This window comes from Pseudomonas sp. SDO52101_S400, assembly GCF_054071635.1.
This window is the reverse complement of the sequence record NZ_JBSVWF010000001.1, coordinates 138658-153116: the sequence shown is the minus strand read 5'-3', so window position 1 is coordinate 153116 and position 14459 is coordinate 138658. Positions and strand designations below refer to the sequence as shown.

Annotated in this window: 15 protein-coding genes; 8 read left to right on the top strand and 7 right to left on the bottom strand. The window is 56.6% G+C overall.

Annotation, left to right across the window (positions count from 1 at the left end):
• Positions 1-14: 14 nt before the first annotated feature.
• Positions 15-770, bottom strand: a complete 756-nt coding sequence (locus ACW9HX_RS00555) for a hypothetical protein (protein WP_457379042.1) — start codon at positions 768-770, stop codon at positions 15-17.
• A 350-nt stretch (positions 771-1120) separates the two neighbouring features.
• Here ACW9HX_RS00555 and ACW9HX_RS00550 point away from each other — a divergent pair, with 350 nt between their 5' ends.
• On the top strand, positions 1121-1663 hold the full coding sequence (locus ACW9HX_RS00550) for an SLATT domain-containing protein (protein WP_457379041.1): 543 nt from the start codon (positions 1121-1123) through the stop codon (positions 1661-1663).
• Between the two features lie 393 nt (positions 1664-2056).
• On the opposite strand, the gene ACW9HX_RS00545 is transcribed toward ACW9HX_RS00550, so the two are convergent.
• The 3 genes from ACW9HX_RS00545 to tspO all read right to left on the bottom strand — a co-directional run bounded on the left by ACW9HX_RS00545 (position 2057) and on the right by tspO (position 4305).
• The gene (locus tag ACW9HX_RS00545) at positions 2057-2632 is read right to left on the bottom strand and encodes a hypothetical protein (protein WP_457379040.1); all 576 of its coding nucleotides are present in this window, start codon (positions 2630-2632) and stop codon (positions 2057-2059) included.
• A gap of 235 nt (positions 2633-2867) precedes the next feature.
• Positions 2868-3851: an alpha/beta hydrolase gene (locus ACW9HX_RS00540; RefSeq protein WP_457379039.1), complete on the bottom strand. Its 984-nt coding sequence runs from the start codon at positions 3849-3851 to the stop codon at positions 2868-2870.
• Positions 3852-3861: 10 nt separating this feature from the next.
• Positions 3862-4305, bottom strand: coding sequence for a tryptophan-rich sensory protein TspO (tspO, locus tag ACW9HX_RS00535; protein ID WP_457379038.1), 444 nt, complete (start codon positions 4303-4305; stop codon positions 3862-3864).
• 188 nt (positions 4306-4493) lie between these two features.
• On the opposite strand from tspO, the gene ACW9HX_RS00530 reads away from it, so the two are divergent.
• On the top strand, positions 4494-5327 hold the full coding sequence (locus ACW9HX_RS00530) for an oxidoreductase (RefSeq protein WP_457379037.1): 834 nt from the start codon (positions 4494-4496) through the stop codon (positions 5325-5327).
• Positions 5328-5348: 21 nt separating this feature from the next.
• The gene (locus ACW9HX_RS00525) at positions 5349-6287 is read left to right on the top strand and encodes an AraC family transcriptional regulator N-terminal domain-containing protein (RefSeq protein WP_457379036.1); all 939 of its coding nucleotides are present in this window, start codon (positions 5349-5351) and stop codon (positions 6285-6287) included.
• 127 nt (positions 6288-6414) lie between these two features.
• Here ACW9HX_RS00525 and ACW9HX_RS00520 read toward each other — a convergent pair whose 3' ends face one another.
• Positions 6415-6999, bottom strand: a complete 585-nt coding sequence (locus ACW9HX_RS00520) for a TetR/AcrR family transcriptional regulator (RefSeq protein WP_457379035.1) — start codon at positions 6997-6999, stop codon at positions 6415-6417.
• Between the two features lie 211 nt (positions 7000-7210).
• On the opposite strand from ACW9HX_RS00520, the gene ACW9HX_RS00515 reads away from it, so the two are divergent.
• Together ACW9HX_RS00515 and ACW9HX_RS00510 are read left to right on the top strand one after the other, a co-directional pair.
• Positions 7211-7888, top strand: a complete 678-nt coding sequence (locus ACW9HX_RS00515; protein WP_457379034.1) for a type 1 glutamine amidotransferase domain-containing protein — start codon at positions 7211-7213, stop codon at positions 7886-7888.
• 106 nt (positions 7889-7994) lie between these two features.
• The gene (locus ACW9HX_RS00510) at positions 7995-9116 is read left to right on the top strand and encodes an alkene reductase (RefSeq protein ID WP_457379033.1); all 1122 of its coding nucleotides are present in this window, start codon (positions 7995-7997) and stop codon (positions 9114-9116) included.
• A gap of 50 nt (positions 9117-9166) precedes the next feature.
• Here the strand turns inward: ACW9HX_RS00510 and ACW9HX_RS00505 are convergent, their stop codons facing one another.
• The gene (locus ACW9HX_RS00505; RefSeq protein ID WP_457379032.1) at positions 9167-10711 is read right to left on the bottom strand and encodes a class I SAM-dependent methyltransferase; all 1545 of its coding nucleotides are present in this window, start codon (positions 10709-10711) and stop codon (positions 9167-9169) included.
• 103 nt (positions 10712-10814) lie between these two features.
• Complete coding sequence (locus ACW9HX_RS00500; protein WP_457379031.1) at positions 10815-11771, bottom strand: threonine dehydratase; 957 nt, start codon at positions 11769-11771, stop codon at positions 10815-10817.
• Positions 11772-11866: 95 nt separating this feature from the next.
• Between ACW9HX_RS00500 and ACW9HX_RS00495 the strand changes: the two genes are divergently transcribed.
• The 3 genes from ACW9HX_RS00495 (at position 11867) to ACW9HX_RS00485 (ending at position 14440) form a co-directional block, all read left to right on the top strand.
• Complete coding sequence (locus ACW9HX_RS00495) at positions 11867-12667, top strand: helix-turn-helix transcriptional regulator (protein WP_457379030.1); 801 nt, start codon at positions 11867-11869, stop codon at positions 12665-12667.
• Positions 12668-12776: 109 nt separating this feature from the next.
• Complete coding sequence (locus ACW9HX_RS00490; RefSeq protein ID WP_457379029.1) at positions 12777-13598, top strand: ABC transporter substrate-binding protein; 822 nt, start codon at positions 12777-12779, stop codon at positions 13596-13598.
• On the top strand, positions 13595-14440 hold the full coding sequence (locus ACW9HX_RS00485; RefSeq protein ID WP_457379028.1) for an amino acid ABC transporter permease: 846 nt from the start codon (positions 13595-13597) through the stop codon (positions 14438-14440). The genes ACW9HX_RS00490 and ACW9HX_RS00485 overlap by 4 nt, the downstream gene beginning before the upstream one ends.
• The last annotated feature ends 19 nt before the right edge of the window (positions 14441-14459 follow it).

Below are 14459 nucleotides of genomic sequence, written 5' to 3'. Positions count from 1 at the left end.
AATGAGATTAGTTGTCAACTCTTGCAGAAAGAGTCCGCCCACTGCTCTGATAGCTTAAGGAAGCTTTCTGTATAAGTTAAGGCAGATTCTGCTTCATCATCGTGATAAAGCATCAGACTATGCGCGGCATCATTGCCGGTTAGTCTTATATTGTGCATATCATAAAAAAGTCGATGCTCGATTTTTTCATAGTCAAGTTGATCTCTAATGTCGATGCTTTTATTTCTTGAGATATTTTTTATTAGTAACTTTTCTAAACGGGCCGCCAGTGTCCTTGCTGGCTTTTTCTTAGGATGACGCAGCTCCCACATTTTAATAGATTCGATATCGATAATTTTTCTACAGATCACCCCAACTGAGTCCCATGCCCCGAGGCTGTAACATTTCTTAGCCTGTTCGAAGAGATCTAATATATTGACCACTGGCGGGGACGAAAAGTTTTGAGGAGGGATGAGAACGGGGACGTCAAACTCAATGAATAGATTTTGATTGGCTTTTAGTTGCAGACTACTATCTGCAAAATCGTTGAGACTTGCTGTTGAGTTTTTAATTTCATCGTTTTTTACGGATACCGTTGCGCATACATAGTTCTTACAGCCCTCACAAAATGATGATATTGAGAACAGCCCAAAGTCGAATGTTCGCCATTGACCGTGGTGTACTTTTTCAATTACTGCTGGCTGGTTTTCTGCGCTACTAGCCAAAACCTTGAAAATTCCATGATAGCTACACCTTGGGCAGTAAGACGTAAAAAATATGGTGCCTGACATTCAGTCGATCCTTAACTTCTTTGAGATTTTAACGATGGCATGTTCACAATGTTTATCGCTCAATCCTTGATAACGCCATATTTGCCTGCCGTGGACGCTTGTCAAGTTCCGAAAGCATGGACGAGATGGGTTTTTCTGCAAAAAAAAACGCAATGTGGTGTTCAAATGTTGGCGAAGGTTATCGTTTCATTCTATCATTGAGTGGTGACTATGTGTAATGATTTTGTCTAACCAGCTGGTAGTTTGTGTTTGAAATGGAATTTCCATTCTGAAACTTCAATGTATTGCAACAACCGTTTTGGCTGCTGCGCAACCAGCTATTGATGGCTCTCAATTAATATTTCGGATCAATGTCTGTGAAAGAAAACATATGGTTTACCTTCAAAGCTCGAATTCAAGCTCACACTCGCCTTGAATGGCTAGATCTTCATTCTCAACTATTGCTTGTATGGTATGCCACTTTGGGTGCTGTTCTGTCGATTATCACAATCCGGTACCCCCAAGCATTAGGGGCGAATACCGATATACTTGCTACTGTTTTGTCTGTCGCGTTACTTGCTGTTTCTTTGTCGCTAGCCAATCGTGACTTTCGAGGGAGAGCATTGGCAATGCGAGTAAATTATCGAGGCTTACAGCGTCTTCACGCTGAAATTGATAAAGATAGCGGTGCAACGCCGCAGCAAGTAACTAGTTATCATGACTTGTTGGCTCAATCTGAAAATCATCGTGATATAGATGATCTTTTATTTCGCGTGAGAAATTCAGCCACATTAGAAAATCGAAGGCCTAACCCTGGAGAAGTTGTCTACGTTTATATATGGCTGGTTTTTCGGTTTTTTGTAACGCTCGCGCTCTATGGGTTGCCTCTTCTGGTCGCTTACCTGCTTAAATAGGTAGCCATTACGTATTGACATATGAGTTTATTCGGCAGTTTGGTGCGAGCTCGGGGAGTATGCAAAATGCTGTTCTCCAAGAAATTTCTCACTCAGCCAGCAGCGTATTTCAGTTACATGCGCTTATGTCAGAGTGAGCCGACGCCCTCGAAGTGATGCGCTGACATAACACATCAACGCTTTCAGTCGACGAGAATGGACGGAGGGAAGTGCTTGGATGAGCGCGCGGTGTAAGAATCTAATGACCTGCATGGGATCGGCATCTTGTTTTGTGTGGTGCAATACAAGCTGCCGACCTATGTAGGTCTCTTCACTTCCAATTTCTTGATTTTTTGCAAGAGAAGCGGGGGTTTCTCAGAAACACCCCTATTTTCTGATGCTTTGATTTGAGCACTAATGCCATTTTGGTGGAAAAGCTCGGCTAGCACTATCAGTACCAATATTTGTTTTTATATGTTCTAGCATTGAGATGGCCTGTGAAGCGTGCGCAGAAAGGTTACCGGTATTTTCGTGGAGGATTTTCCAGAACTCCATAGCCACTTGTTCATCTTCTATAGGAGGTAGTGATTTTGCTACTTCTCTAGCGAATATCTCGTCACATAGTGCCTGGACACGCTTAAGTCTAAGCCAATGATGGGAGAGCATTTGAAGAATTTCTGAATCCGAGACATTTGTACAAAGTACAGGTGAAACCACATCCCATGCAGTGAGTCGCAAGTCAGGACTATGCATAGCTTTTCCTCTTTCTGCCGCCGACCGAATAGTATCAAGAACTCCGATATTGTAACGACACGCCGCAACCAATACTTCTATGGCCCCCCTCACTTGTCGATGTTGGTCTACTGTCTGCAATCTTCTTTGTCGTCGAAGAACAAGCTCGTTTAAAGCTAAAGCGATAGGAACACCGAGTACAATACCGACGAGTGTGGCAGCCAAATTTGGCCAGAAGGCCTCTAAAAATTGGGACATATCTGCAACCTAACTGTAGTAGACGACACATCTGACGTAATGATTTAGCTAATTATGTCTGGTTACGTTCCTTGCCCATGTGTAACTCCTTATTTTTTGATTCTCGCGCGAAAAATGCGACCTTCGGCAGAGAGATACAACATGAGTCAGTTACACTAGTGGCGAAATCGCTGCGTGTCCATGGTCTCCTTACGGCCGAAACAGCATTCCATAAAACCCACCAATCAGCAGCAATTCATTTCCCTAACACTCCCCCCTCACCAACCCGTCCCCCAACCCACTCCCGACCATACCCAACCACCCTCCCCGCCAACCCCAGCGGAAAATGAATCACCCCATGCGCCGTCTCCGGCAACAAATGCACTTCAACCTCAGCCGCCCTGCCCCAACGCTCAGCCAACTCAAGCGTGTCATCCCTGAGCGGATCCAGCTCCGCCGCAAACATCAACGCCGGTGGAAACCCGGTGAAGTCGCCATACAACGGAGACAACGGCGCCTGCCGGCGTTCTTCATCGCCCAATCCCGGGGTGAGCATTTGCAGCGCCTCGACCATCCCCGGCCCATCCAGCAGCAAGGTATCGGGCCCGGCGTTGCGTACGCTGGGGGTTCCGGTCAGGTCGTAGACGCCGTAGTACAGCAGCGCCCCGCTCACCCGTTCGAGCAAGTCCGGCCATTGTTTGAGTTGCAGCAGGGTCGCGGCGGCGAGGTGGCCGCCGGCGGATTCGCCCACGACGATGACGGGCAGGTTCGCAAACTCGTGACAGTCATCGCTCAGCAGCCAGCGCGCCGCCGTGAGGCAGTCTTGCATGACGCCTTCGATCGGCGTCGAGACCACAAGCCGATAATCGACGGAGACCACTGCCACGTCGCAGGTGTTCACCATGCCGATGTTGAGGTAGTCGTTCATTTGCGCATTGCCGATGACCCAACCGCCGCCATGAAAATCCAGCACCACGCCTTTGGCCTTTGTCTTTGGCCGGATGATCCGCACCGGGACGGAATTGCCGTCGACGCCCACCACTTTGCGTTCGGCCTCGAGCCCGTGTTTGAGCAGCTTTCTCGCGCCGCCCATTTGGCTGAGGCGCAACAGCAACTGAATCAATCGCGGCGTGATGCGATTGCGGATGCGAAACCGCGGCAGCCGGGCGAGTTTCTTGTTGAAAGCGCGCAATTGCGCCAGCTCGTTTTCGTCGGCGGGCCAGTCCATTGATGTCTTCATTTCGTCCTTTTTATTCGCGGTTGTTGCGCAGAATGGAAAAATTCAGCGCCGCCGCGACACACAGCCATGCCAGATAAGGGAACAGGATCAATCCGGTAATCACGTCCAGGCGCAAGGTCAACACCACCATCGCGGCGACCACCAGCCACAGCAGCGTGATGATCAGCATGCCGGCGAAGAGTCGATGTGCGCCGAAGAACACCGGCGTCCAAAGGGTGTTCAATGCAATCTGCGCCGCCCACAAGGCGAGTACCGTTTCGCTGCCGGGCGTCAGGGTCAGACGATAGCCGACCCAAGCGAGCAACAGGTAGATCGTTGTCCAGGCAACGGGAAATACCCAGTTGGGCGGTGTGAAGCGCGGTTTGACCAGCGATTCGTACCATGGGCCCGGTTGAAAAATCATCCCGGTGCTCGCTGCCGCACCGCAGGCCAACAAGAAAATTAGAAAGGTCATCGTCTGTCCTTGGCTGATATCAGCGCTTTGGGTCTGTTCCTGATTGGATGCCTGGAGCCATACAAAAAGTTCATCGACCGTTATCTCACGTCGCTGATAGGAATAGGCAATGCTCAAAGACAAACCGACATAGGTGAGCGTTTCTGCGATGGATACCATGACCTGAACCACATTCACCGGAGCCCGACATGACCACTACCAAGACCCTTTTCATTACCGGCGTCAGCAGCGGATTCGGCCATGCGCTGGCCAAAGAAGCACTCGCGGCCGGCCACCGTGTCATCGGGACCGTGCGCAAGGAAGCCGACTTGCACGCCTTTCAATCACTCTCCGTGGATAACGCTTACGGGGTGATTCTGGATGTCACGGACTTCGGCCGAATTGATGAAGCTATCGCGCAGGTTGAAGCGACTCACGGCCCGGTCGATGTATTGATCAACAACGCCGGTTACGGTCACGAAGGCATCTTCGAAGAGTCACCGCTGGAAGAAATGCGCCGTCAGTTCGACGTGAACGTGTTCGGCGCCGTTGCCGTGATCAAGGCGTTCCTGCCCTTCTTTCGCAAGCGGCGTGCGGGCCACATCATCAATATCACCTCGATGGGCGGCTCGATCACGATGCCGGGCATCGCCTACTACTGCGGGAGCAAGTTTGCGCTCGAAGGCATCTCCGATACGCTGAGCAAGGAGCTGGCGCCCTTCAATATCTTCGTGACCGCCGTCGCGCCGGGTTCATTTCGTACCGATTGGGCCGGTCGTTCGATGCAGCGCACGCCGCGCAGCATTGCCGACTACGACGCCAGTTTCGATCCGGTGCGCAAGGCGCGCGAAGAAAAGAGCGGCAAGCAGCTCGGCGATCCGCAAAAAGCGGCCCAGGCGATGTTGCAGATCATCGCCAGCCCGACACCACCGGCACACGTGCTCCTGGGCAGTGACGCGCTGTGCCTGGTGCGTGAAAAGCTCAAACACGCCGCCAGCGAGATCGATCAGTGGGAAGCGTTGACTCGCTCCACCGACCATTGAATGGCCAACCGAGAGAACGCAATGAAGCAGGCCGACGCAGGCACCTCGCACATGGTGCAGCTCATGGAAACCCTCGCACCGGTCGAGGGCTATAACCTCAGTGCGCTTGAAGGCGTGCGTTTCCTGCGCTCGAACCGGCCGCTGACCCGCACGCCCGTGCTGTACGACCCGGGCATCGTGATCCTCTGTCAGGGACAGAAACGCGGTTATCTGGGTGATGACGTCTACGTTTACGACGCCCAGCATTATCTGGTGGTGTCCGTGCCCATCCCCTTCACCATGGAAACCGATGCCACCGAGGCCGAGTCAATGCTCGCGATCTACATGCACCTCGACTTCCAGTTGGCCAGCGAGTTGATGCAGCAAGTGGATGAAGTTCATGGCCCCAGCGACGCGCAGCCCAAAGGCATGTACGCCTCACCGATGGACGACAAGCTCCGCGCTTCGACGTTGCGTTTTCTCGAAGCGATGAGTATTCCGGGCGAAGCGCAGATACTGGGGCCATCGCTGCTGCGGGAAATCTACTACCGCATTCTGACCGGCGAGCAAGGCGGATCGATGCGTGCCGCGCTCAATCGACAGGGGCATTTCGGCAAGGTGACCCGGGCGATCCGCAAGATCCACAGCTGTTATCAGGAGCGCCTGGACGTCGAGCAACTCGCCCACGAAGCCAGTATGAGCGTGCCCAACTTTCACCTGCACTTTCGCGGCGTGACAGATACCTCTCCGATGCAATATCTGAAGTCGACACGTTTGCATCAGGCGCGACTGTTGATGCTGCGCAATGCCATGACCGCTTCGGCAGCGGCGTTCAACGTGGGTTATGAAAGCGCCTCGCAATTCAGTCGCGAGTTCAAACGCTTTTTTGGCAGAACGCCGCAGGCGGAGATCGAGTGGATGAAGGCAACGTACACCTTGCCTGCGCCGACTACGCCCTCGGAGTATGTTTCGTCGCATTAACTGGCAGGCAGGTTTTCCACGCTCGCCAGCCTTGCGCCGGCATACTTTCGCAAGCGTTCCAGATTCCAGCTCGCAACCGCAAATGGGTCAGCCGGCTCGACACGGCAAGGGGCACGACGCAAAACGTTCAGACGCCCAGCAATCGCCGGGTGGTCGCCATCGCCGTGTCCAACGATTGTCCCGTCCGTTGCAGCTTATTCAACAGACTCGCCCCCAGCCAAAGCTGATACAGGGTTTCCGCCAGTTGTCGGGCATCGCCGTCAGGCAGGCACTGATTGGCCTGGCCCTGCTCGATGCAAGTGGTGATGCGTGCCACCACTTGCTCGGCGCCATCGCGCAAGGTCAGGCGCATGGCTTCGGACAGATCGGCCACCTCGGCACTGAGCTTCACCACCAGACATTCGTCGCCGTGCCCTTCCAGCGTGCAGCGATCCTGCCAGCCCTGCCAGTAATCCATCAGTCGCTCGCGGGCATTCAGGCCGGGCAGCGTCAGGCGTCGTTCCATGTCGGCGAGGTAACCGACAAAGTAATCCTCGAGCAGCGCCTGGCCGTAAAGCTCCTTGGATTTGAAGTAGTGATAGAACGAGCCCTTGGGCACACCGGCGGTTTGCAGGATCTCGTTCAGGCCGACACTGGTGAAGCCTTTCTCGGCCATCATCCGGTGGCCGGTGTCGAGCAAGTGTTGGCGGGTGTCGTCGTAGGTCGGTTTCATCGGGGCGCAGATTACCAGGCAATAGACCAGTCGTTTAACTCGAAGGAACGGGAGTTTGCCACACCGGCCCATGAAAAACATACGGATGAAAAAATTACTAGACGACTGGTCTAATTGGAAACTATGCTGCGCCCCGACCAACCTACTCCCGGTGTCGATTGCGTTCGAATCCCTCGCACCGCCACGACACCCGACCCACCCAAGGTGCTCTATGAAAATCTTGATGGTTCTGACTTCCCACGATCAACTCGGCAACACCGGCAAGAAAACCGGCTTCTGGCTCGAAGAATTCGCCGCCCCGTACTACGCCTTCAAGGACGCCGGTGCCGATATCACGCTGGTTTCGCCCGCCGGCGGCCAACCACCGCTTGATCCGAAAAGCGACGAACCCGACGCCCAGACCGCCGAAACCGACCGATTCCGCCAGGATCCGGTCGCCCAGCAGGCACTGGCGAATACGGGGCGTCTGGCCGATGTCAGCGCCGAGGATTTCGATGCGGTGTTTTATCCAGGTGGCCACGGCCCGCTCTGGGATCTGGCCGAAGACAAGCATTCGATTGCCTTGATCGAAGCCTTCGCCAGCAGCAACAAGCCCCATGGTTTCGTTTGCCATGCACCGGGGGTTCTGCGTCACGTTGTGGCCGCTGACGGCAAACCGTTGATCCAGCATCGCGAAGTGACCGGCTTCACCAACGCCGAAGAAGCGGCGGTCGGCCTGACGGATGTGGTGCCGTTTTTGATCGAGGACGAGTTCCAGCGTCTCGGCGCGCGGTACTCCAAAGTGGCTGACTGGCAAGTTCATGTCGTGGTCGATGGACAACTGGTGACTGGTCAGAATCCTGCCAGTTCTGCTGCAGTCGCCGAGAAACTGCTGCAACTGCTCGGTTAAAGCATTCGATCCAACTGCAACCGGACACCGCGTCCGTATGACGCGGTGTTTTTTTCGCTCAATTAATAGTCGACCGGTCTAATTAGATCTGGAAAAAGGTACACCCATGAAAAACAGCAGCTTCTTCCAGCCAGCCACGCTGGGCCGCCACACCCTGAAAAACCGGATTGTCCTGCCGCCCCTCACCCGTCAGCGCAGTACCCAGCCGGGCAACATTGCCAACGAACTGATGGCCGAGTATTACCAGCAACGTGCCGGCGCCGGTTTACTGGTGACCGAAGGCACCCAGATCGAGCCTCGAGGCCAGGGTTATGCGTGGACACCCGGCATCCATACCCCCGAGCAAATCGCCGGATGGCGTAAAGTCACCGAAGCTGTCCACGCCAGGGACGGTGTGATCTTCGCTCAGCTCTGGCACGTGGGACGCGTCTCCCACACGGCCTTGCAACCTGACGGTGCGGCGCCGGTATCCGCTTCCGCCGTTGCTACCGATCGAGTCAGCGTCTTCATCGAGACTGCACCTGGTAGCGGTGCTCTGGTGCCTCCGTCCACACCTCGCGCACTGACCTCGGATGAGGTGCAAGAACTGGTTCAGCTGTACATCCAGGCTGCGCGCAATGCGATGGACGCCGGCTTCGACGGCATCGAACTGCACTGCGCCAATGGCTACCTGATCAACCAGTTCATCTCTGCCCACAGCAACCTGCGTACCGATCAATACGGCGGTTCGCTGCATAACCGTCTGCGTTTTCTGCGTGAAGTGGTCAGCGGTGTCGCCGAGTGCATCGGCAAGGAAAAAGTCGGCGTGCGCTTCGCCCCGCTGTTCACCACGACCGAAGAGGCGCGGACTTACCTGGGCATGGTCGAAGATGACCCGCACACCACCTACATCGAAGCGATCAAGGTGCTGCAGGACGTGGGCATTGCCTATTTGTCCATCGCCGAAGCCGACTGGGACGATGCACCCGCCATGCCGGAAACGTTCCGTCGTGCCGTGCGCGAAACCTTCAGCGGCGCAATCATCTATGCCGGTCGTTACAACGCAGAGTCGGGAGCGAAGTTGCTCGACTCCGGGCTGGCGGACCTTGTGGCTTTCGGCCGCCCGTTCATGGCCAACCCGGACTTGCCCGCACGGCTCGCCAATGACTGGCCGCTCAATTCGCTGAACCCGAGCACGGTGTATGGCGGCAATGCCGAAGGTTATGTGGATTACCCGGTCTACGAGTGACCACACCGGACGGCGGCAGGTTGCCTGATACCTGCCCCGCCCCGTCAGGACTAGACGATTTTCAACGCCTTGAGAACGACCAGCGAACGCTCGGCAAACGCCTCGGCCTGCTCGGTCAGTTCGGCAATGTTTTCTTCGGCGGTGGTCAGTGCCTTGCCGTCCTTGAGCAAGCCTTCACCCTGACCGCCGATAATGCCCCACGCCAGCAAAGCCCATTCGGCCGGACGGGTTTTGCCCTGCTTAATCGAGATCAGGAACAACTGCTGAAAGCGGCTGACCGTCACACCGCCCCCGGTGACCGGGCTGGCCAGCACCTGGATCTTGTGGTCGAACAACGAGCGTCTGCACAGCTGCAGGTTGAGGGTGTTGCAGCGTGCCTGCGCCAGATTCTCGGCTGCTTCGCTCTGGCACGGCGCCACGGCACCCATACCGATCAGAACGTTGATGGCCTGCTCGACATCGCCGTACGTCAGCGAAGGCGACGCTTCCAGCAAATAACGCAGGGTTTTCGGTACATAGGCCTCGTACGCCAGCGCATCGAGCACCGGGCCGTAAATATCCGCCTGCAACGTAGCCGAGCCTGCCGGGCCCGTGACGCTGCCCGCGACACTGTCTGCCAGTTGCAACAGGACAAAACGGGTGCTGAGCATGCGCTCTCGGTGCTCGCTGGCGGACAGTTTGTTTGCACCGCGAATGTAGAGGTCTCGACGGAAGTTCTGATTAACGAAGTAATCACGCGCCTGCTCGCGCATGATCGGATGCTCGATGCCTTCCAGAAAGTCCATGCCTTCGGCGCTCAGGTTGAGCGGGTCCACCGAGTCCAGCGGCACGGCCGTCGTGGCGTAGTCGAGTTTGGCGGGCGCCAGGGCATCGACCACGTCGGTGAAGTACATGCAATTCCAGTCGCGGTTGAAGTATTCGTGGGCGACGTACTGGCGATTCTGGCCCTTGATGCTTTGTAGCTTGGCATCCAGATGAGGCGCCGAATTGGCGTAGTTCGGATTGGCAGCCAGCAGGGCTTCGGAAAACTGCAGCGCGGCGTCGATCCGCTGATCCGGCCGTGCAGAAGTTTGCGTGGCGAAGCGATCATGCAGGCTGAACAGCTGTCGCAACGGCGCCTGTGGCGACCAGCCCGGGAAGCAGTTGTAGCTGATGTACACATGACCGCCCGGCTTGAGCTGACGACGGACAAACTCGACGATCAACTTGTGATTGTCACGACTGACCCAGGTCCAGATACCGTGCAGGCTGATGCTGTCGAACTGCGGCAGATCAGTGCGCGCCAGCAATTGCTCGAAGCTGTCGTCATACAGCCGCGCATCGCTGCCCCAGTCGCTCGCCAGGCCGATGGCATGCGCTGCCTGGCCCGGATGGAAATCCGTGCCGACGTAGGTGCCCAGATTGCCCGCCGCGTGGATATTGATCGACACGCCCTGGCCAAAACCCAATTCACAGTGGTAGCCGTTGGTGCTCTCCAGCGTGGCAAAACCACGCAACAACAAGCAATAGCGCTGGAAAACCGGATTGATCTCCCGGCTATACCCGTACGTGTAGCCCTCGTCCGTGAAATAACCTTCGTTCCAGGCATTGCTCATGCGTGACACCCTTTTCATATCGAAAGTGAAAGTCGATCTTATAAGGGGTAGTCAGGACCAATCACAAGCAGAAAAGCGGCGCTCCGCAGCCAGCCGTCGTCTATCAGCCAATCACCCGCGCATACACCGACCGGTCGATGTTCCCGCCCGACAGAATCACCCCGACCTTTTTGCCCTGCATGCTTTCCCGTTCCTGAATGAGCGCAGCCAGCGCGGCGGCGCCGGCACCTTCGGCGAGGTTGTGGGTGTCGGTGTAATACACGCGCATGGCCTCGGCGATTTCGTCCTCGCTGACCGCGACTATCCGCGCCGCGCCCGCGCCGTAGATATCGAACGCCTCGGCAATCGGCTTGCGCACCGCCAGGCCATCGGCAAAGGTATTGGCCGAGGCGGTCTCGCAGATCGATCGGGCTTCGAAGGACAGCTTGGCAGCCGCCGCCTCCGTGGACACCACACCTACCACTTGGGTATCCAGGCCCAGCGCATCACGAGCGGCGATCACACCACAAATACCGGAACCGCAACCAATCGGTACGTAGACCGTGTGCAGGTCCGGCGCCGCGCTGAACAGTTCCAGCGCATAGGTCGCCACACCCTTGACCAGTTCGGTGTGAAACGGCGGCACCAGATAGAGTCCGTGCTCCAGCGCCAGACGCGCCGCCTCTTCACGGGCCTCATCGAAATCACGCCCGTACTCGACCACTTCGCCGCCAAAGCCGCGCATGGCGTTGTTCTTTTCCAGCGAATTGCCCTGCGGCACCACAATCAACGCCTTCAGCCCGACGGTTTGCGCGGCCAGCGCCAGGCTTTGCCCGTGATTGCCGCGAGTCGCCGAGACAATGCCTTTGACGTTGGGATGTTCACGACGCAGCCATTGCATGAAGGTGATGCCGCCGCGCACTTTGAACGCGCCGGTCGGTGTGTGGTTTTCGTGCTTGACCCACACCGTGCAGCCCAGCCGTTCGGCCAGCAACGGCCAGCGATATTGAGCGGTGGCCGGCATCACCTGGTAAACCTGGCGGGCAGCGTGTTCGATGTCTTCGCGAGTGAGTGAATGCATGGGAATCTCCTTGTGCGTGGCCCCAGTCTAGGCACAGACACATCACGTCGGCTTTCAAAAAACTGACCTGACTTTTGCGTCCGCACTTCACTACTATGGCGCTCATGAGCCATCGAAATCGCCAACAACCTGCCGTCGTTCCAGAACCGGTGCGTCGTATCGAGGCCGGCCCGTGGGCGATCGAATTACTGCCCGGCGCCGCCTACGCGACACGCTATGTGGCGGCGCAGTCGGCAATCGGTTTTGCCTTCGACAGCCAACGCGGCGTACATGCCATCGGCAGCGACCGGGTGCGCCCCTTCGATGCCATGCCCAATGGTCTGGCGTTCGTACCCGTCGGCTGCGACGTGATGTCCGAGTCACCCATGGGCGGTGAATACCTGCGGGTCATCCGTACCGACGGCACCACGCTGTCGGGCGAGCAGGCGTTCAACAATCGCATCGACCCGCAGGCCATTCACCTCGCCTCGCGAATGCGCCGCGCCTTTTTGAAGGCCTCAGTGGACGATGACTGGGAAACCTGGGCGCTCGCCCTGGCCGAGCGCGCCGAAGGCAAAGACACGCCGTCGCCCCAAGGCTCGATGACCGGCAGCCGAATGCGCCTGCTCGACGAGTTCATCGACGCCGGCCTCGACGGCCCGCTCGGCCTTCAAACCATGGCGCAACTGCTGGAGTTGTCCGAAGGCTATTTCATTCGTGCCTTCAAGCAGGCCACCGGCAAAAGCCCCCATAGCTACCTGATCGACCGACGCCTGGCCCGGGCCCGGGCGCTGATGCGCGACTCGACGGACAGCTTGTCAGAGATTGCCCTCGCCTGCGGTTTCAACTCTCAGGCGCACATGACCAGCGCGTTCAAACAGCGACTGGGCGTGAGTCCGGCGCAATTGCGCAGATAGCGGACATCGATATAGCTTCAAGCAAGATCGATATTCCAAAAACGAAGTACAAACAATTTTTATAGTGCGTTTTAATCTATTCAGATTTTTTCTGACTGGAGCACCGCACGTGAAGACCCCGGCACTTTTGACCCTCGGCCTGGCGCTGGCCGCCAGTTGTTCTGCCGCTTTCGCGGGGCCCATTCTTGATCGCGTCACGCAAAAGGGTGAGCTGACCGGCGTCCTGATGGAAAGCTACCCTCCCTTCTCTTTTCTCAATGACCAGAACCAACTCGACGGCTTCGATGTGGATGTCGCCAAGGCTGTCGCCGAGCGTCTTGGAGTCAAGCTGAAACTCGAAACGCCGTCCTGGGACGTGATTGCCGCCGGGCACTGGAACGGTCGATACGACATCTGCGTGTGCTCGATGACACCGAGCAAGGCGCGGGCCGAAGTGTTCGACTTCCCTGTGGAGTATTACCAGTCACCGGCAGTGATCGTGGTCAATGCAAAGGACAAGGACATCGTCACGGGCAAGGACTTGTCTGGCAAAAAAGTCGGCGTGATCAGTGCGTCGACTTATGAGGCCTATCTGAACAAGAATCTGGTCATTGAAGGCGCCGAGGACAAGCCGTTGAGCTATCCGTTCGACAGTGTCCAGATCGCGCCGTACGACAACGAAACCGTCGCCTTCCAGGATCTGGCACTGGGCACCGGCGTGCGCCTGGATGCCATGGTCACCAACCTCATCACCGCCCGTGAACGCATCGCCCAGGATCCGCGCTTCAAGATTGCCGGAGATTCCCTGTATGCCGAGCCGAACGTGGTAGCGGTCGAAAAAGGCGATCCGCAATGGAATGCGAAAGTCACCGAGGTCATCGCGCAACTCAAGACTGACGGCACGTTGAGCAAAATATCCAGGAAGTGGATCGGTTCCGATATCAGCCAATGACAGCTCTCAATCCTCATCCGGCCAAAGCTGCTGTCACTCCGGAAAAACAGCCACAACTGATGCGTCAGGTGTTCGGTTTTCGCACTCGCCTGTATCTGACGTGGGCGGCGCTGTTCGGCTTGTGCGTGCTGTTTTTCATGCGCTTCGATCTGAAATTTTCGATCATTCTGGAAAAGTGGCCGAACCTCGTCGGCCTGCATCTGGGCCCGAACGGCTTTTTGCAGGGCGCCGCACTGACGATTTTCCTGTGTTTGTGCTCGATCGGGTTTTCGTTGCTGCTGGGTTTCGTCACGGCACTTGCGCGCCTGTCGCGCAGCGCTGTGGCGTTCGGTATCGCGAGTTTCTACGCCTCGTTCTTTCGCGGTACACCGTTGCTGATTCAGATCCTGTTGATCTACCTGGGCCTGCCGCAACTGGGGATCGTGCCGGGCGCTATCAGTGCCGGGATCATTGCCCTCTCGCTCAATTACGGTGCGTATCTCAGCGAAATCTTTCGCGCCGGCATCCTCGCAGTTGCGCCCGGGCAGCGTGAAGCGGCAGCCGCACTGGGCCTGAGACCGGCAGCGACATTCGTGCACATCATTTTGCCGCAAGCCATGCGCACGATCATTCCACCGACCACCAGCCAGTTCATTTCGATGCTCAAGGATTCATCGTTGATCTCGGTCATGGGCGTCTGGGAAGTGATGTTCCTGGCGCAGTCGTACGGGCGCTCGTCTTACCGCTACATCGAAATGCTCACCACCGCAGCGGTCATCTATTGGCTGTTGTCCATCGGTCTCGAACTGATCCAGCATCGCCTCGAACGCCATTACGGCAGAGGCTTCAAGCATCAGCGATGAGCCACTCCGTTCAATGATT

Bases quoted from the DNA above. Each gene is read 5' to 3' on its own strand.
- ACW9HX_RS00555 (WP_457379042.1), bottom strand. From the start codon at position 770: ATGTCAGGCACCATATTTTTTACGTCTTACTGCCCAAGGTGTAGCTAT.
- ACW9HX_RS00550 (WP_457379041.1), top strand. From the start codon at position 1,121: ATGTCTGTGAAAGAAAACATATGGTTTACCTTCAAAGCTCGAATTCAA.
- ACW9HX_RS00545 (WP_457379040.1), bottom strand. From the start codon at position 2,632: ATGTCCCAATTTTTAGAGGCCTTCTGGCCAAATTTGGCTGCCACACTC.
- ACW9HX_RS00540 (WP_457379039.1), bottom strand. From the start codon at position 3,851: ATGAAGACATCAATGGACTGGCCCGCCGACGAAAACGAGCTGGCGCAA.
- tspO (WP_457379038.1), bottom strand. From the start codon at position 4,305: ATGACCTTTCTAATTTTCTTGTTGGCCTGCGGTGCGGCAGCGAGCACC.
- ACW9HX_RS00530 (WP_457379037.1), top strand. From the start codon at position 4,494: ATGACCACTACCAAGACCCTTTTCATTACCGGCGTCAGCAGCGGATTC.
- ACW9HX_RS00525 (WP_457379036.1), top strand. From the start codon at position 5,349: ATGAAGCAGGCCGACGCAGGCACCTCGCACATGGTGCAGCTCATGGAA.
- ACW9HX_RS00520 (WP_457379035.1), bottom strand. From the start codon at position 6,999: ATGAAACCGACCTACGACGACACCCGCCAACACTTGCTCGACACCGGC.
- ACW9HX_RS00515 (WP_457379034.1), top strand. From the start codon at position 7,211: ATGAAAATCTTGATGGTTCTGACTTCCCACGATCAACTCGGCAACACC.
- ACW9HX_RS00510 (WP_457379033.1), top strand. From the start codon at position 7,995: ATGAAAAACAGCAGCTTCTTCCAGCCAGCCACGCTGGGCCGCCACACC.
- ACW9HX_RS00505 (WP_457379032.1), bottom strand. From the start codon at position 10,711: ATGAGCAATGCCTGGAACGAAGGTTATTTCACGGACGAGGGCTACACG.
- ACW9HX_RS00500 (WP_457379031.1), bottom strand. From the start codon at position 11,771: ATGCATTCACTCACTCGCGAAGACATCGAACACGCTGCCCGCCAGGTT.
- ACW9HX_RS00495 (WP_457379030.1), top strand. From the start codon at position 11,867: ATGGCGCTCATGAGCCATCGAAATCGCCAACAACCTGCCGTCGTTCCA.
- ACW9HX_RS00485 (WP_457379028.1), top strand. From the start codon at position 13,595: ATGACAGCTCTCAATCCTCATCCGGCCAAAGCTGCTGTCACTCCGGAA.